18 protein-coding genes are annotated in these 17,594 nt (G+C 55.3%); 9 read left to right on the forward strand and 9 right to left on the reverse strand.

Annotated features, from left to right (window positions below; genetic code table 11):
- Positions 1–174 precede the first annotated feature (174 nt).
- The 4 genes from INT20_RS17065 to INT20_RS17080 form a co-directional block, all read right to left on the reverse strand.
- Positions 175–480 carry an MGMT family protein gene (locus INT20_RS17065; RefSeq protein WP_193057376.1) on the reverse strand — a complete coding sequence of 102 codons (306 nt, stop codon included), beginning with the start codon at positions 478–480 and terminating at the stop codon, positions 175–177.
- A gap of 33 nt (positions 481–513) precedes the next feature.
- Entirely contained in the window at positions 514–1,122 is a 609-nt protein-coding gene (locus INT20_RS17070; RefSeq protein WP_193057377.1) for an FMN-dependent NADH-azoreductase, read from the reverse strand.
- A 164-nt stretch (positions 1,123–1,286) separates the two neighbouring features.
- Positions 1,287–2,738 carry an alanine/glycine:cation symporter family protein gene (locus tag INT20_RS17075; protein ID WP_193057378.1) on the reverse strand — a complete coding sequence of 484 codons (1,452 nt, stop codon included), beginning with the start codon at positions 2,736–2,738 and terminating at the stop codon, positions 1,287–1,289.
- Between the two features lie 95 nt (positions 2,739–2,833).
- The gene (locus tag INT20_RS17080) at positions 2,834–3,709 is read right to left on the reverse strand and encodes a LysR substrate-binding domain-containing protein (protein WP_193057379.1); all 876 of its coding nucleotides are present in this window, start codon (positions 3,707–3,709) and stop codon (positions 2,834–2,836) included.
- A 285-nt stretch (positions 3,710–3,994) separates the two neighbouring features.
- On the opposite strand from INT20_RS17080, the gene INT20_RS17085 reads away from it, so the two are divergent.
- The gene (locus INT20_RS17085) at positions 3,995–4,945 is read left to right on the forward strand and encodes an ABC transporter substrate-binding protein (RefSeq protein WP_193057380.1); all 951 of its coding nucleotides are present in this window, start codon (positions 3,995–3,997) and stop codon (positions 4,943–4,945) included.
- Between the two features lie 181 nt (positions 4,946–5,126).
- On the opposite strand, the gene INT20_RS17090 is transcribed toward INT20_RS17085, so the two are convergent.
- Positions 5,127–6,068, reverse strand: a complete 942-nt coding sequence (locus tag INT20_RS17090; protein WP_193057381.1) for a LysR family transcriptional regulator — start codon at positions 6,066–6,068, stop codon at positions 5,127–5,129.
- Between the two features lie 111 nt (positions 6,069–6,179).
- Between INT20_RS17090 and INT20_RS17095 the strand changes: the two genes are divergently transcribed.
- Positions 6,180–7,253: a tartrate dehydrogenase gene (locus INT20_RS17095; protein WP_193053912.1), complete on the forward strand. Its 1,074-nt coding sequence runs from the start codon at positions 6,180–6,182 to the stop codon at positions 7,251–7,253.
- Between the two features lie 67 nt (positions 7,254–7,320).
- On the opposite strand, the gene wrbA is transcribed toward INT20_RS17095, so the two are convergent.
- A complete protein-coding gene (gene wrbA / locus INT20_RS17100) occupies positions 7,321–7,920 on the reverse strand; it encodes an NAD(P)H:quinone oxidoreductase (RefSeq protein WP_087108478.1) in 600 nt (199 codons plus the stop codon).
- 346 nt (positions 7,921–8,266) lie between these two features.
- Here wrbA and INT20_RS17105 point away from each other — a divergent pair, with 346 nt between their 5' ends.
- The 6 genes from INT20_RS17105 (at position 8,267) to INT20_RS17130 (ending at position 13,682) form a co-directional block, all read left to right on the forward strand.
- Positions 8,267–9,265 carry a succinylglutamate desuccinylase gene (locus tag INT20_RS17105; protein WP_193057382.1) on the forward strand — a complete coding sequence of 333 codons (999 nt, stop codon included), beginning with the start codon at positions 8,267–8,269 and terminating at the stop codon, positions 9,263–9,265.
- Between the two features lie 205 nt (positions 9,266–9,470).
- Entirely contained in the window at positions 9,471–10,241 is a 771-nt protein-coding gene (locus tag INT20_RS17110) for an ABC transporter ATP-binding protein (protein ID WP_407647909.1), read from the forward strand.
- Between the two features lie 14 nt (positions 10,242–10,255).
- Positions 10,256–10,957, forward strand: coding sequence for an ABC transporter permease (locus tag INT20_RS17115; RefSeq protein WP_193057384.1), 702 nt, complete (start codon positions 10,256–10,258; stop codon positions 10,955–10,957).
- Between the two features lies 1 nt (position 10,958).
- Positions 10,959–11,690 carry an ABC transporter permease gene (locus tag INT20_RS17120; RefSeq protein WP_193057385.1) on the forward strand — a complete coding sequence of 244 codons (732 nt, stop codon included), beginning with the start codon at positions 10,959–10,961 and terminating at the stop codon, positions 11,688–11,690.
- 131 nt (positions 11,691–11,821) lie between these two features.
- Positions 11,822–12,592: a transporter substrate-binding domain-containing protein gene (locus tag INT20_RS17125; RefSeq protein WP_172116066.1), complete on the forward strand. Its 771-nt coding sequence runs from the start codon at positions 11,822–11,824 to the stop codon at positions 12,590–12,592.
- Between the two features lie 283 nt (positions 12,593–12,875).
- Positions 12,876–13,682 (forward strand): TraX family protein, encoded by an 807-nt coding sequence (locus INT20_RS17130; protein ID WP_193057386.1) that lies wholly within the window; start codon positions 12,876–12,878, stop codon positions 13,680–13,682.
- Between the two features lie 126 nt (positions 13,683–13,808).
- On the opposite strand, the gene INT20_RS17135 is transcribed toward INT20_RS17130, so the two are convergent.
- Both INT20_RS17135 and purE read right to left on the reverse strand, forming a co-directional pair.
- A complete protein-coding gene (locus INT20_RS17135; RefSeq protein WP_193057387.1) occupies positions 13,809–14,945 on the reverse strand; it encodes a 5-(carboxyamino)imidazole ribonucleotide synthase in 1,137 nt (378 codons plus the stop codon).
- Positions 14,946–14,956: 11 nt separating this feature from the next.
- On the reverse strand, positions 14,957–15,472 hold the full coding sequence (purE, locus tag INT20_RS17140) for a 5-(carboxyamino)imidazole ribonucleotide mutase (RefSeq protein WP_172116063.1): 516 nt from the start codon (positions 15,470–15,472) through the stop codon (positions 14,957–14,959).
- A gap of 203 nt (positions 15,473–15,675) precedes the next feature.
- Between purE and INT20_RS17145 the strand changes: the two genes are divergently transcribed.
- Positions 15,676–15,948, forward strand: coding sequence for an XRE family transcriptional regulator (locus INT20_RS17145; RefSeq protein ID WP_018918645.1), 273 nt, complete (start codon positions 15,676–15,678; stop codon positions 15,946–15,948).
- A 77-nt stretch (positions 15,949–16,025) separates the two neighbouring features.
- On the opposite strand, the gene chrA is transcribed toward INT20_RS17145, so the two are convergent.
- Positions 16,026–17,219, reverse strand: coding sequence for a chromate efflux transporter (gene chrA, locus INT20_RS17150; RefSeq protein ID WP_193057388.1), 1,194 nt, complete (start codon positions 17,217–17,219; stop codon positions 16,026–16,028).
- Between the last annotated feature and the right edge of the window lie 375 nt (positions 17,220–17,594).

Genomic DNA, 17,594 nt, shown 5'->3' on the forward strand with positions numbered 1-17,594 from the left:
CACCCTTGCCGTCGGCTAGCACTTCCCCTTGCCGGGCGTGCAGGGGACTTTCACCCCCAAGTCATCCTGAGGCACCACCCCCAGGAACAGCGCCTATCAAGGCGCTACGCGCCATGCCTGGCGCACAACGAAAAAGCCGCGCAACCGCGCGGCTTTTTCATTGAAAGACTTATTCTACGGCTCATCAGGCCACACCAGGTGACGCGGCACGCGGCCCTTGGCATCAAACATCACGCCTTCATCACGCAATTTCTGGTGCTGACGGGTAGCACCGCCGTGGTCAGCAAGTTTAAGTGAGGCCGCAATCACCCGGTGCCAAGGAAGCTCATGACCATCGGGCAAGTGGCGCATGGCAGACCCCACCATTCGGGGGGTGGCGCCTTCGGTCATAGCGGCGATACGCCCATACGTCGTGACTCGCCCCACCGGAATCTGATCAACAATCGTATAGATCTGCTCCAATAGCTCGGGACGGGCCATAACGAATTCTCCGTAATTACCTCGGCTGACGGCTTATAGCGCTTCCACCAGCTGATCAATTGCCTGAAACGCTTCTTTTTGCGCTGCAGCACGCTGCTCTTCGCCCATGTTCAGGCCTTCTGCGTACACAACATCAACATCGGTAATGCCCATCAAGCCTAGCATGCTTTTCAGGTGCGGCGTTTGGCTATCCATGTCCGACCCCGCATATATACCGCCACGGGCCGCCAGAATAATCACCCGCTTACCTTCGACGAGACCTTGTGGGCCGTTTTCTGTGTAACGAAACGTTTCGCCAGCACGCAGTACGCGGTCAAACCAGGCTTTTAACTGCGAAGGGATACCCAGGTTATACATCGGTACCGCCAAGACCAACACATCATTAGCACGCAGTTCGGCCAACAGTTCATCAGAGCGAGCAGCCAGAGCTTTCTGCTCGTCGCTGCGCTCATCAGCCGGTGTCTGCCATGCGCCCAGTTCCGCAATATCCAGGTGAGGCAGCGCATCGGCAATCACGTCACGCTTAGTAACATCGACGCCTTTTCGGGCAGCCGCACGGCTTTGGAAGTGGTTGGCCAAGGCGATAGATTGGCCGTTTTCACCAAGTACAGAGGAGGTAACCAACAGGGCACGAGTTGTCATTTAAAAAAGCTCCAACGCAGGATTAATAAGGAATTGGCGCTATTTTACGATGATTTTGATTAATCAAAAGCGCAATGATATGAGCGGTACGTTCGATAAAATCGAATTATGATATCTATAAAAAACCCCGCTTTTGTATGAGCAGGGCTTTAGTTGGCTGATGATTAGTGCTTTTTAGGCCACGCCTTGGGATCAACCTTATTGGCTAACGTGGGGAATTTGCTGGGGTCAAAGGTAGGTTCTTTGCCTGCCTTCAACTGCGCCTCGTAATCACGGAACAGCGCAAAAGCAACCGGTGAAAGCAGCAGGATAGCCACCAGGTTAATAATCGCCATCATACCCATGGAAAGATCCGCAAAGTTCCAGATCGCCCCCAGACTCGCCACCGATCCCACCATGATCATCGCCAGCACCGCCAAGCGGTAAAGGAGAATCGCCACCGGCGCTCGGCGGCCGGCTAAATACTCAATATTGGACTCGCCGTAAGAGTAGTTGGCAATCAAAGAAGTAAACGCGAACAGCAAGATTGCGACGGCTACAAACATGCCCCCCCAATCGCCTACGTGGCTTGAAAGCGCCATTTGGGTCAGTTGGATACCATTCGTCTCTTCACCGGCTAAAAGCTCAGGCCCCGCCATGATAATAATGGCCGCCGTGGCCGTACAAATAACCAGCGTATCCAGAAACACACCCAGCATCTGAATAAAGCCCTGGGCAGCCGGATGGTTGGGGCGCGTGCTGGCGGTGGCTGCCGCATTCGGCGCCGAACCCATGCCCGCCTCGTTGGAGAACAGGCCGCGTTGAATGCCGTTCATAATCGCTTGTGACACGGCATACCCCACGGCCCCACCAGCCGCTTGTTCAAGGCCAAAGGCGCTCTTCACAATGGTCATGATGGCTGCTGGGAAGTCACCGATATTAAGCCCGACCACAACAAGCGCGAGTAGCAGGTAAAGCAGAGCCATTAATGGCACCACCAGCTCCGCGACCTTGGCGATGGACTTTAAGCCACCAAAGATAATCGGCGTCACAACTACCACCAAGACTAACCCCATGGCCCAGGTGGGAACAGCAAATGCCTGCTCCATGGCCTGGGCGATGGAGTTGGCCTGTACGCTGTTAAACGCCAACCCAAACGCTACAATCAAACAGATGGAAAACAGCACGGCCAGCCAGCGCAGTCCAAGCCCACGTTCAATATAACGGGCGGGTCCGCCGCGAAAGGTGCTATCCCCATGGTCTGTTTTATAGGCCTGCGCCAAGGTAGATTCGACGAAGCTGGTCGCCATACCCACCATGGCGGTCATCCACATCCAGAAAATCGCACCAGGGCCACCAAAATAGATCGCCACCGCCACACCTGCCAGATTGCCGGTGCCTACGCGTGCCGCTAGGCTGGTGGAGAGTGCCTGGAATGAAGAAATGCCATCACCTGCGTTGCGCGAGGTGCGCAGCAGTTTAAACATGTGACCGAAATAGCGCACCTGGATCGCACCGGTTCGTATCGTAAAATAGAGGCCTGCGCCGATCAGCAAGTAGATCAGCACACTGCCCCATAACAGCCCGTTGCCGCGATCAACCAACGCGGTCAACAGTTGAGGTACCGAGAAATCCATACAACACGCCTTTTTTTAACTTATCGAAGGCGCTTCATTCTTCACGCCTGCACCAAAATGGCAAGAAAATTGGTGCATTTATTCTTAAAACGCTCCTAAGCAACCCCAATATCCTTCGCTAACCACGCCCAGACTAAGGCTGCTTCGTCATCTACCTGCCGACGGCTGGGACGTACCAGCCAGAACTGCTCATCGCTTGGCGCACTAATGGACGGAAACGGCGTCACCAAGTCATTGCGCTGTTCCAACAAACGGTGATGAATGAGCGCTACCCCTGCGCTTTGGCTAGCTAACGCTAACGTCATCACTTGGTTATCGCAGGTCATAGAACGACATTGCGTTTCCAAGTGACCCACGCCCGCCGCCTGTAGCCAGCCTGACCAGCCGACACCAAAACCTACCGCGTGAAGCAACGTGTGACCTCTTAAATCGGCAGGCGTTGTTAGCGTTGCAGCAAGCGCTGGCGAACACACTGGCAGCAATTGTTCATCACCTAGCGAGTGCATTTCAACGCCACTCCATTCACCCCGCCCATAACGGATTTCGATATCAGCGCCCTCTACCCCATAGTCATCTGGCCAGATAGCGCTGACCAGGCGAATGGTGATGTGTGGACAGTGCTGGTAAAGAGCAGCCAAACGCGGCGCCAGCCAGGATTGCTGGAGAATCGGCGTGGCTCTTAATGTCACAGGCTGCCCGCTGGTAGCGCCAAACACCTCAGCCGTTCCTTCGCTGATCCGCGAAAAAGCATCATTGATACTGGGCAGCCAGGCTTGCCCTACAGGCGTAAGCGTTAAGCTTCGCGCATGGCGCACAAAGAGCTTTTGCCCCAACCGCTCTTCCAACAACCGAACTCGCTGACTAATGGCCGCCTGGGTAACAGCCAACTCATTTCCAGCCGCGGTAAAGCTGAGCGTTCGCGCCGCCGACTCAAATGCCTGTAGCCATAACAGTGGCGGTAACTGACTCATGATAAATTCACCTATAAGTAAAATAAGGTCTTAGAGGCCATATTAATCATTTGCTTGAGCCATGACGAGTGCGCATCCTATCCGGGTGAGCCCCCGGTCGATTTTCGTTTTCAGGACGAAGCAACTGATATTAGCGTTCGTGCCCCGTCATTACCCTTGATAGCGGCGCTCTTCACCTCCAGGGCACGTATTTGGAGCGTGACATGCTCGCCTCTCGCCTGCGTGTGTTGGCACGCCACTCATAAACCGTCCCGCGCGATATAAAAACTCAGCAAGGAGATCTCAATGAAAACCCGCCTACGCCTCTCACCCAGCATGCCGTTGGTAGCCACAGCACTCTTATCCGCTGCCTTTGCGTCCACCACGCACGGCGATGATCAAACACTTGATTTTGGTGTTCCCGCCTGGCCTGGCATTACCGTAAAGACGGAAATAGCCGAACAGCTGTTAAACCCGCTGGGTTATGAAACCCGCGCGCAAGAGATTGGCCTACAGGTGATCTATCAGGGTATGGAGAGCGGTGATATCGATGTATTTCTGGGCGCCTGGCTGCCTGCTCAGCGTGACATGTTCACCCCACGCAAAGAGTCAGGCTTACTGATTGATGTGGCGAACAACGTTGACGGCGCGCAAATGACGCTGGCGGTGCCTAGCTATATTTACGAGAGCGGCATTCAAAGTTTTGCTGACCTTGCCGAAAACCGCGACCTGTTTAACGGTCAGATTCTCAGCTTTGGCGCCGGCTCGGCCGCCAGCGAAATTCTCCATGACGCCATTGATAATGACGCTTGGGAGCTGGGTGACTGGCGCCTGGTTGATACCAGCGAAATCGCCATGCTGTCCGCCGCTCGCGATGCTATCGAGCGTGAACAAGCGGTGGTCTGGGTCGGCTGGACTCCTCACTGGATGAACCTTGAGCTACCCATGCGTTACCTGGAGGATCCAGACAATCTGTTCGGTGAAAACAACGGTGAAAGTGATGTACTTACCGTGCTGCGCGCCGACTATGCTGAAGCCAACCCCAATATCACTACGTTTTTTGAGCAGTTCAGCTTCACCGCTGACGAACAAAGCTGGATGATCCAGGCGTTTGGCCAAGACGAGCGTGCGCTTTCCGAGGTAGCCCAGGAGTGGATCAGCAATCATCCCGAGCGGGTAGAAGCCATGCTTACCGAGGTAACGAACACCGACGGCGAACCCGCTTGGCCAATTATTAAAGCGCAGTTGACGTTATAAGTGCGCATCTTATGCCAACGCATCGCAACCATTTAACGTAGCAAGGATGCGCCGCGGCCCTCCCCGGTCGCGGTGCTCGCCTCGCTAAAGGCCTTGCCACATACTCAGAACTGAGTCCCTAACAAGATACTTATTTTATCCACTGGTTTCTGACCAAACATGTCAGTGCGTGATGAGCTGGTCACCGTCGTTCATCGAGGCCGAGGCCTGGCAGCGGCGGTACTCGCCCGCTTATGTCACGCTGCACATGATCAATAAAAGCGCCTAACCGCGTGGGCACATGGCGGCGCTGCTCAAATACCGCATAAAAGTCGGCCCGCACGCCCTGCCATTCAGGCAGCAGCGGCACCAGCGCCCCACTGGCCAAGTGCTCGTTTACGTCCCACCAGGAGCGCATCATTATCCCGTGTCCGTCCAGGGCCAACCGAGTTATGACTTCTCCATCGTTACTGGCCAGCCGCCCACTCACCTTCACTGACTGAACACACCCAGGGTCATTACAGCGCTCAAAACGCCAAAGGGGAAAGTCCGTATCGTTTTCACGAATCACCAGGCATGCCTGGCGCACAAGGTCGCCAGGCGCGTTCAATGGTGCCATACGGGCGATATAACCAGGCGCAGCACACAGCACTCGGCGATTGGGCAAAATTGGCCGAGCAATCAAACGGGAATCCGGCGGCTCGCCAATCCGTATACCGACATCAAAGCCGTGATCGCTCAGGTTAAGCGGGAAATTGGTGAGCTCCAGCCATCCCTCAACCGCTGGGTGCATTGCACAAAAGGTGGAGAGCAGCGGCGCAATGTGCTGCCGACCAAAACCAAAGGTGGCATTAACCCGCAGCCGTCCGCTAAGCCCATGCTTATGTGTGTCGTTGAGAGAGTTCTCAAGCTCCCCCAACTCATCCAGAATCAGCGCCCCGCGGGAGAGATAACGTTCGCCTTCTGCCGTGAGTGTCAGCCGCCGAGTAGTGCGTGCGGCAAGCTCCACGCCCAACCGCGCCTCTAGCTGCTTTAAGCGCTTGCTCACCGCCGACAGCGAAAGCCCCAGTTCACGCGCCGTTCCTGTCAAACTTCCTGCACGTGCTAACTGCTGAAAAAATGCAAGATCGTCTAGCGCCGACATGGATTCTCCACTTTCAGGCAACAATAGCTTGAATAGTAGCCTGATTATTATCACTCAGATAGCGGCTACACTGCGTTCATCGCTCATCTTTTTTAATAACAAGGAATCCAAATGGCCCACCGTATTGCAGTGATCGCTGGCGACGGCATTGGTACCGAAGTCATGCCCGAAGGTATTCGCGCCCTTGAAGCCGCAGCCAAGCGCTTTAATATCGACCTTGAGTTCACGACCTTTGAATTTGGCAGCTGCGACTACTACCTGGAGCACGGCCAAATGATGCCGGACGACTGGTTTGAACAGCTAAAAGGGTTCGATGCGCTGTTTTACGGCGCGGTCGGCTGGCCCGACAAAGTGCCCGACCATATTTCCCTTTGGGGCTCGCTGCTGCAGTTTCGCCGCCAGTTCGACCAGTACATCAACCTGCGCCCTTGCAAGTTAATGCCCGGTATTAAAAGCCCGCTTGCTGGGCGTGAACCGGGCGATATCGACTTTTACGTGGTGCGCGAAAACACCGAGGGCGAATACTCAAGCATCGGCGGCAAGATGTTTGAAGGCACCGAGCGCGAAATTGTCATCCAGGAAACCGTGATGTCGCGTACAGGTGTTGACCGCGTGCTTAAGTACGCGTTTGATCTGGCACAAACCCGCCCGCGTAAAAAGCTCACCTCGGCCACCAAATCCAACGGTATCTCTATCACCATGCCCTACTGGGACGAGCGCGTGCTGGAAATGGCCAAGCAGTATCCGGAGATTGATGTCGATAAATTCCATATTGATATTCTGACCGCCAACTTTGTACTGCATCCGGACTGGTTTGACGTGGTCGTCGGCAGCAACCTGTTTGGCGATATCCTTTCCGACCTGGGGCCAGCATGTACCGGCACTATCGGCATTGCCCCTTCGGCCAACATTAACCCCGAAGGCAAATTCCCCAGCCTGTTTGAACCGGTACACGGCAGCGCACCGGATATTGCAGGCAAAGGTATCGCCAACCCAATTGGTCAAATTTGGTCTGGTGCCATGATGCTTGAGCACCTGGGCTATAAAGAAGCCGCTGATGCGATGGTGACGGCCATTGAAGACGTGCTTCGCGAAGGTGACAGCCAAGTGGTCACCCGTGATGTTGGCGGCCAAGGCACCACGGAAAGCCTGGGCCGCGCGATTGCCAAACGTTTAAGCCAGTAATCCCTTCGCCATAGGAAAGCCACCCCGCAGATAATTATCGACGGGGTGGCTTTTTATTGGCGGTTGGTTACTCCGCCAGCTTCGCAGCAATTTTTGCAACGTGCTCGCCCTGAAAGCGCGCAAGCTTCAGTTCACGCTCGCTTGGCTGGCGGGAGCCGTCACTACCTGCCAAAGTCGCCGCTCCGTAAGGGTTACCGCCGCTGACTTCGGAAATATCAAACTGCTCTTCAATGCCATAACCGACGGGCACAATCACCATGCCGTGGTGGGCAAGCGTCGTCCACGTGGAGGTAATCGTCATCTCATCGCCACCGCCGGTACCTGTTGAGGTAAACACACTCGCCACTTTGCCACGCAAGGTGCCGTTAGCCCATAAGCCGCCGGTTTGGTCAAAAAAGGTGCGCATTTGGCCGGTCATATTGCCAAAGCGGGTTGGGGTACCAACAATAATCGCATCGTAATCGGCCAGTTCCTGGGGAGTCGCTTCGGGCGTATCGTAATCCTGCTTACCGCCGGCATTTTTGAAAGCATCTGCGGGCATGGTTTCAGGTACTCGCTTAACGGTTACCTCTACGCCTTCAACTTTCCTTGCCCCTTCTGCAACGGCCTTGGCCAAAGTATCAACATGCCCATACATGGAATAGTAAAGTACCAGTACCTTTGTCATTGCTTACTCCTTTGGACTGCGTTTTAGCTACGTTAATGGCATTCCGGTTAGGGAATGACTACAACATAGCCTAGCCTGCAGCAGCGAAAAGCGAATGTTTTCCCCTGCTCTCTTCGATTTTCACCTTACGCTGATACAAAGCAGCGGCTGGTTCCTCGCATTGAATCCTAAAAGTGCGCGGCAAAGCGCCCTTCCTATTAAAACGCCCACTCACCGTGAGCGTTTTAGGTACCGTCTTACACTCGAGCGCCCGCCATTTTCATAACCACGACGCTAATGCTTGCTCACGTTTTTGAGCATGTTAAAGATAGCGTGTGAATTTCCAACCAATAACAAGAGGCCGATAATGCTGAATCACTGGCTTGACTGGACCCTTGATGGGCACCCTCCCGTACAGCGTAGCGGCCAATTTCCAAGCGGTACTTATCGGTTTCATGCCCCCGGCATTATGGAGCTTATCCCCCATACGCCGCAGCCAGAGGCCTATGCCTGCGTTTTTTCAGCGGTGATTCATGGCAACGAAACGGCCCCGGTTGAACTACTCGGTGAGTGGCTAAGCGCCCTGGAAGCAGGCACTACCCCACTGGGTGCTCCCGTACTGGTCATCCTTGGTAATATCCCCGCGCTACGCGCTCAGCAACGGTTTATAGCAACCAACCTTAACCGCCTCTTTAAGCGTAATTTAACGGGCAGCGGTGAGGAGCCAGAACGCGCACGTGAACTAATGGCTGCGGTAGACCAATTTTATGAAACTCATGCCGCGCGGCCCAGGTTGCACTACGACTTGCACACCGCCATTCGTGAAAGCCTCTACCCGATTTTTGTTGTCGAGCCGTTTGCTAACACTGCAACCCTGCCGGAGCAGTGGCAGTGGCTTGCGGCTGCGGGCATGCAGGCCGTGCTTCATCAACACCAGACAAGCTGGACCTTCTCGCACTACAGCAAGCATTACCATGGCGCTCAAGCGTTTACTTTTGAGCTAGGCCGCGTCGCCCCTTTCGGGCAAAATGACAGGGCATCGCTAATCCCCATGGGCGCGCTGCTTACGTCGCTCAGCAAAGGCGAAACGCCTGCCCAGCAAGACCCCGCGAGCATGGTATTCTTTCAGGTAGAGCATGAGCTTAAGCGCCAAGCGGAGGACTTTACGCTCTACGTTGATGCTGACATGCCCAACTTCAGCCGTTTTGAGCCCGGCACGCGTTTGGCCCAGGATAGCGTGGCAGGCGATTTCGTGGTGGGCGAGACGCCGCTACATGTCGTATTTCCTAATGCCAACGTGGCGTTGGGTGCGCGGGCGGCGCTTTTGGTGGTCCCGGCTCACTCCTCAAGTCAAACCGCAAAATAAGTTTAATAGTTATTTAATAACAACAACATGGAGATAATATCGAGGCACACGCGTATCACTTACGGCCACCTTCCTACATTTATCGTATAAGGAAAGCACGCATTTTTCGCTGAGCCTGATAGAATCGCCACTTTTTTCGCGCCAGCCGCATTTAGCCTACGTTAACTCAACACGTTGCTACCGCGGCAACTTTGTACTGGAGCCTATGTTTATGGCCGCTACTCCCCTGGAAGTGCGTAATATTAAAAAGCGCTTCGGCGATACGGAAGTTCTGAAAGGCCTTTCACTCGAAGCCCAAAAAGGTGATGTCATCACGCTAATTGGCGCTTCAGGGTCGGGTAAAAGTACCTTTCTGCGCTGTATGAACCTGTTAGAGCAGCCGGATGAGGGCGAGATTATCCTTCACGGCGACCCGATACGCTTTAAGGTGACCCGGCACGGACGCGAGCCAGCCGATTGGAAACAGGTTGTCCAAATGCGTGCCAAGCTTTCCATGGTGTTTCAGAATTTCAATCTCTGGGCACACATGACGCTGCTTGAAAATATAATTGAAGCGCCTATCCATGTGCTCGGCCTTCCTAAAAAAGAGGCGATCGAACAAGCCCACGCGCTGCTTGAGCGTGTGGGGCTAACCGCCCGCGCCAACGCCTACCCGGCGCAAATGTCAGGTGGCCAGCAGCAGCGCGGCGCGATTGCTCGGGCACTGGCCATGAACCCAGAGGTTATGCTGTTTGATGAGCCGACCTCGGCGCTGGACCCGGAGCTTGTCGGCGACGTACTGAAAGTCATGCGCGACCTGGCCAATGAAGGGCGTACCATGGTGGTGGTTACCCATGAGATGAGTTTTGCTCGCGATGTCTCAAGCAAGGTGATCTATCTTCACCAGGGCTTGGTAGAGGAAGCCGGGGCGCCAGATGATGTATTAGGCAACCCCCAATCGTCCCGACTGAAACAGTTTCTTACTCCTAACTACTGATCTGCGAGGCGACCATGCTGGATTTGCAAGGGTACGGCCCCCGTTTGATCGAAGGTGCCGGGGTCACCGTTCAACTAGCGGTTTTATCGCTACTGTTAGCCATCGCGCTAGGCCTTCTCACCGCCACAGCCAAGATGTCGCGCCACTGGCTATTGCACGGCACGGCAACCGTTTACACGACGCTGATTCGCGGCGTGCCAGACCTTGTCTTGATGATGCTGCTGTTTTACGGCGGCCAAATCGGTGTTAACGCGATTAGTGATATTCTTTACTACAGCTACGACATTGATATTTACATTAATTTCAACGCCTTTGCCGCGGGCGTACTGACCATTGGCTTCATTTTTGGTGCCTATATGGGCGAGACCTTCCGGGGCGCTTTTATGGCCGTCGATAACGGTCAAATTGAGGCAGGCAAAGCCTACGGGATGAGCAGCGCACTGGTCTTTCGCCGCATTCGTTTCCCGCAAATGATGCGCCATGCGCTGCCCGGGCTCTCCAATAACTGGATGGTGCTGCTGAAAACCACCGCGCTCGTCTCGGTAATCGGCCTGACCGATATGGTTCGCGTGGCCGCTGAAGCCTCCCGAGCGACTCATGAGCCGTTTGTGTTTTTAATCCCTGTAGCCGTTGCCTATCTGTTGATTGCCAGCATCTCCGAGTGGATTTTTGCCCGGCTACAAAAGCGCTACGACATCGGCTTTGGAGAGCAGTGACATGCTAGATATTTCCGCATGGTTTAATGACCTTTTGTCCGGCAACCTGATCTTCACCCCCACTACAATGGGCTACTACTGGACAGGGCTTGTCACCACCACACAGCTGGTGTTTCTGTCGCTGGTAATCGGGCTGGTGCTGGCGGTGCCGCTTGCCATTATGCGCAGCTCACGGCGTAAATGGATCAGCCTGCCTGTGTATGCCTATACCTACGTGTTTCGTGGCACGCCGCTGCTGGTCCAGCTGTATATTATTTACTATGGCGTGGTGTTTTTTGACGGCATCCAGGAAAGCTTTTTGTGGCCGATCTTCCGTGAGGCCTTCTACCCCGCACTGATCGCCTTCACTCTTAACACAGCCGCTTATACCACAGAGATTTTCCGGGGTGCTATCAAGGCGACGTCCAAAGGTGAAATTGAAGCGGCCCGCGCTTACGGCATGTCCCAAAGCCTGATGATGCGCCGGATCATTATCCCCAGCGCATTTCGTCGCGCTCTGCCCGCCTACGGCAATGAAGTGATTTTCATGCTTCATGCCAGCGCGATAGCCAGCGTGGTCACCTTAATGGACCTGACCGGAGCGGCCCGCTATGTCTATTCACGGTTCTATACGCCGTTTGAGCCCTTCCTGTTTGTCGCGGCTATTTACCTGTGCTTAACGTTTGCCATTCTGTTTTTCTTCCGCTTTTTAGAGAAGAAATTACTTGCGCACTTAAAGCCACAAACCCCGTAAACGGTTCGATGACGAGCGAACGTCAAACAAACGTTGGTTCACAAGGCGTTTTCCTCTTTCCGCCGGCCCCAACCTGGGTTACGTTAAAGAGGATCACCTCGGGTGAACCTGTTTTACAACGGAGTTAAATAATGAAAAAGTTGCTATCAGTTTCTTTAATTGGTTTGGCTGTTGCTGCGGCCTCTTCCGCCCAGGCACGTGATTATGATCAGGTGCGTATTGGCGTTGATGTACCTTATGTCCCGATGGAATTCCGCACCCCTGAAGGCGACCTGACCGGTTTTGATATCGAGCTGGGCAACGCCATGTGTGAAGAAATCGGCGTGACCTGCGAGTGGATCGAGCAGGAGTGGGACGGCATTATTCCGGGCCTTCTGTCACGCAACTACGACGCTGTCATGTCCTCCATGACCATCAACGATGAGCGTCGCCAGCAGGTGCTGTTCTCTGACCCCTACATCACCATGCCGTCTGCCTGGTTTGCCGCAAGCGACCTGGATATCGACGAAGCCAATGAAGAAACCCTTGAAGGCCTGACCATCGGCGTTCAACGCGGCACTCTTCAGGACAACTACGTCACCGACAACTACGGCAGTGTGGCCGATATCAGCCGCTACTCCACCGCCGATGATATGGTGCTGGATATGGACGCGCAGCGTCTGGATATCGTCTTCCTCGACTTCCCAATCGGCCAGTCAACGCTGGTTGAGAACGAAGATGCTGACTACACTATTGTGGGCGAAAAAATCACTGAGCCTAAAGAGTACTTTGGTGACGGCTTTGGTATCGCGTTCCGCCAGCGTGATGAAGCGCTTGCCGAAAAATTCAACGAAGCCCTCGCAACGCTTCAAGAAAACGGTACCTACGATGAGATTCACGCTCGCTATTTTGGCGAAGAGTAATCACATAGCGTAGTGACTGCCCCCATCACCCCGGCCTTTGCCGGGGTGATTTATTTACGCCTTGGCCTTTTTTCTCCTTTCATCAGCGGCTTAAAAACCAGGTACGCAGGCCCATTAACAAGTACGCTGCCCCTTGGAATGAACCAGGTCAGCGTGAAAGGGTCTCTGTATCATTCTCCATGTGCATATAGCCGATATGGTTCATATAGCTGATATAACCCATATAGCGATGAAACGTCATTTCGCTATCACCGTAATTTAGTCATAAAAACAGGGAGGTTTTATGGCAGCAACCCTTAGCGCCACACCAGACATCGACCGACGCCCGTCTTCCTACTGGACAGGCTGGGGCCAGTGGCTCGCGCTCATTACCATGACGGTAGACCACCTTACCCGCTATGTACTGCCTGGGGATTTTAGCTGGGCAGGCTCCTCTATTGGCCGGATTGCCTTTCCACTGTTTGCCGCCATGGTCGCCTGGCACGGGCTATTTAATACCCGTAACCCAATGCGCTATTCACGGCGTATTCTGGTTATCGGGCTGGTAGCGCAGCTCCCCTATATGATGATGCCACGCGCATCGGATGCGTTGATTTTTAACGTCTGCTTTACGCTGGCCAGTGGCCTGGCCTTGGGCACACTGGCGCGCCAGGGCTGGCAGCACTACCAACAGCAAACGCTGGGGTTTGGCTGGCTGCTGCTGGGCACAGCAGTGGGCGTCACGGTGTGGTACCTGCTCGGTTTCTGGGTGGAGTACGGCCACAACGGTCTACTGTTGATTCCGCTATTCATGTTTGCCATGCATTCACTTAGCCAAGCGGGCACCCATTTTCAGGCGCGACTTTGGGCAGGCTTAGCCGCCTTTCCCGTACTCTGGGTTGCCGGGCAAATGAACGCCTCGGATATGGCAAAATCGTTTACCGTGGGCACCTGTGTCGTGGTCCTGATACTGGCTGCTGGCCTGGCTCAGCGAGTGCCTGTGGTAACGTTTGCCATGCCTCGCAGGCTTTGGTTGGCCTGGTACCCTGGGCACTTTGCGTTAATCGCGCTGTGGCTATTGCTGAGCGGGCGTATTGTGCTGGGTTGGTAAACGTTCAAGCTGGTTCGAGAGACTTTAAACAGAGCTTAAAACGGTCTTAAAAAAGAGCTTAACACCGGGATAAAAAAAGGCGCCTCACATCGTGGGGCGCCTTTTCAGTGACTTAATAACGCTTATCTATAATGAGCGCTCAAAACTCCACTCAACCGCCGGCGCATCAGGTATCAGTGCCCGGCAGACGCGCACCTTTTCCAGCAGTTCAGCGTGGGTAGCCGCCACCACATTAACGTGGGCCAGCTTGCGCCCTGCCCGCTCGGCTTTGTCGTAGCGGTGCACATGGGTATTGGCAAGCTTGAGCATGGCCACGTTGTCGCCTTCCTGGCCAATCACATTGACCATACAGGTGGGCGCAATGGCCGCCGTGCTGCCAAGCGGTAATCCTTGAACCGCGCGTAGATGGTTCTCGAACTGGCTGGTAACCGCTCCATCCATCGTCCAATGGCCGGAGTTATGCACGCGTGGCGCCATCTCGTTAGCTAGCAGGCTACCATCGCGGGTTTGGAACAGTTCAAGCGCCAGTACGCCCACGTAATCCAGCTCATCCAGCAGCGCACGAATATACGTATCAGCCGTTTGCTGCACCTGAGCGTCCAGGTCGGGCAGCGGCGCCACCGAGTAACGCAGTATGCCGCCCACATGCTGGTTCTCTGCCATGGGGTAGAAAACCACCTCGCCATCGCGACCGCGTACAGCAATCATCGAAACTTCGCGAACAAAATCCACAAACGCTTCAACGATCAGCTGCGTATGGCCAATGCTCTGCCAAGCGTTAGCCGCCTCTTCTGGGGCTTTTAGGACCGCCTGACCTTTACCGTCATAACCTTCCGTGACGGACTTTGCCACCACCGGGCAGCCAAGCTCGCGAGCGGCGGCTTCCAGTTGCTCTGCGCTCTCGACCACACGGTAAGCAGGCGTCGGGATGTTCAAGCGATCAAACAGGGTTTTCTCTTCAACCCGGTTTTGGCAGATCTCGATCGCTCGGCTACTGGGATACACCGGCTTGTGCTTTTCGATCTCCTGCACAAGCGTCACCGGCAGATGCTCGAACTCGTAAGTCACGACATCCACCTTGGCGAGAAACTCAGCCAAGTGCTGATTATCCGGGTCGACAATGACCTCGCCGATGCCCGCACTTGGGTTACCTGTGGTATCCAGGAACGTAAACCGATTGCCTAGCGGGTAGCCCGCCAGCGCCAGCATACGTCCCAACTGGCCTGCGCCTAAAACGCCGATGTTTGTCGTACCAGAGTTCATGGGGGCTCCTTTTACTCAGCATCCGGCGCGGGGCGCGGGTCCGGGTTATCCAGTACCAGTTGAGTTTGCTCTGCACGGAAGGCCTCAACCGCGTTACGCACGGCGTTGTCCTGAAGGCCAACAATCTGCGCGGCCAGCAGGCCCGCATTGGTCGCACCAGCCTTACCAATCGCCAGCGTGCCAACGGCGATACCACCGGGCATCTGCGCAATCGAGAGCAGTGAATCAAGGCCTTTAAGCGCTTTGGATTCAACCGGCACACCCAGCACCGGCAGCGGCGTTTGTGAGGCCACCATACCGGGCAGGTGGGCGGCACCGCCTGCACCGGCCACAATTACCTGTAAACCGCGCTCAGCGGCACTTTTCGCATAGTCGAACAACAGGTCAGGCGTTCGGTGGGCAGAGACCACACGCGTTTCATAGGCAACGCCTAAGCGCTCCAGCATCGTCACCGCATGCTCCATCACCGGCCAATCCGATTTGGACCCCATAATGACGCCCACTTTGGGTGCGCTATTCGACGACATGCCATTTCTCCCCGGCCAGTGGCCATATATAAAGTACCGCACGCCAGAAGCAGCCGTGCACGCTAAAATAAGGCGCATAGTTTACCAGAGCCAAGCCGCAAGCGGGTGTTCGCAAGTGTCGCGAAATTTTCATCAAATTAAATATTGAAATGCACCTGCGTTGGCGGCATTGTGTCCTTGTCATTTCAGACTGATGGAGTCTCATGAGTACGGCATACTCAACTGCTCACGCAGAAACGCTGGATCCTCCGCGAAGCAGCCCTGACCTCGATGTCAGGGAATTAGAAAAACGCACGCGCCTAATGCGCATTATCACGCGTTTAATTGCAGTATCAGATCTAGGAAGCCGGGAAATTGCCCGCCAGGCAGGGCTTCCAGTACAGAAGATTAGCGACTTGCTCGCCGGCAGGCTTGAGCACCTGAACATTGACGAGCTCAATGTTCTGCGCCGCACGTTAGAGCTGGAGGCGCCATAGGAGCAGCCATTAGCCCTTTAAACCACGAACGCCTCGCTTAAGCGAGGCGTTTTCGTAAGGTTTTGGCTCATTATCTACTAAACCGGTATCAAAAGACCGCCCAGTGCCATCACAATCACAACCGCCCAGGCAGGCAGCTTCCACACGGAAAGCAGTAAAAAGCCACTAAGCGCCAAGGCAAATTCATACGGTCCGATAATCGCGCTGGTCCACACCGGCTGGTAAAGCGCGGCACCCAGAATCCCTACCACTGCGGCATTGGCACCGCGCATCAATGCCAGGGCACTGCCCCATTGGCGAAAGCGATTCCAGAAGGGCAGCACGCCCACCAGCAGTAAAAATCCCGGTATGAAGATAGCCAGCAAGGCCACTAGCGCCCCAACAAGGCCATTAATGCCGGGCAGTAACGCCCCAAGGTACGCGGCAAAGGTAAACAGCGGCCCCGGCACGGCCTGTGCCGCTCCGTAACCGGTTAAAAACGCATCCGGCGTTATCCAGCCTGACGCCACCACTTCCGCTTGTAAGAGCGGCAGCACCACATGCCCACCGCCAAATACCAGCGCGCCTGAACGATAAAAGGCATCGGCAATATCCAGCCAAACCGCACTTCCCGCAAGCAATGGCAACCCAATCAGTAGCCCAGCGAACAGCCCCAGTGCGATAACACCAACTGAGCGCGACACAGCAAAGTGGAGTGTTTCGCTTGGCGTGGCCGTCACGGCTTCGCGGCATAGCAGGAACCCCGCCAAGCCACCGAACACAATGGCGCCCACCTGCCCTAGCGGCCCGCTGACCAACAACACCGTAAACACGGCCAATAGCGCAATGCCCGTGCGGGTTTTATCCGGGCACAGGTTACGCGCCATGCCCCACACCGCATGGGCCACAATGGCCACGGCCACTATCTTCAAGCCATGGATAATACGGCTGACAATCGGGCCATCCAGCACCGTCGCCCCGAACGCAAATAGCACCAGCACAATGGCAGAAGGCAGCGTAAAGGCCAGCCACGCCATCGCAGCTCCCCAGGGGCCCGCACGCATTAGCCCAAGCGCAAAACCCACCTGGCTGCTGGCGGGTCCTGGCAAAAACTGGCAAAGCGCGACCAGGTCCGCATAGGCAGCCTCCGAAAGCCAACGGCGGCGCTCCACAAACTCAGCCCGAAAATAGCCCAGATGCGCCACCGGCCCACCAAAGGAGGTCAGACCAAGCCATAGAAAAATCCTAAAGACTTCGCTGACGCGCGTGCGTAAATTGTTCTCTTCAGCCATAGCGGAAGGCTCTTTTGCGTAATAGAAAGTGCCCACGATACCCGCTGCATTTTACGCAGTGATGACAAGCCGCCCGGGCCGTGCCACCTAACCCCGGCACCGCTGCGCGCTGCTCCCGCGGGTGCGCTGGCGCTTACCACGCGCTACAAGAATCCCCTCAGATGGCTGCACACATCGTAGCGCGCGGTAACGCGCCGTGAGGAACGAACGGCAAGGCACCCGCGAATGGCGGCGCCAGCCGCCCGGGCCGTGCCATCTAACCCCGGCACCGCTTCGCGCTGCATCCGCGGGTGCGCTGCGCTTACCCAATGGGATGGACTCCTCCTCACCCTACTCCGGCGTCTGTGCGCCATACTGATAGGTGGGTTGGACAAC

It is taken from the genome of Halomonas citrativorans (genome assembly GCF_014898005.1).
Lineage (GTDB): Bacteria > Pseudomonadota > Gammaproteobacteria > Pseudomonadales > Halomonadaceae > Vreelandella > Vreelandella citrativorans.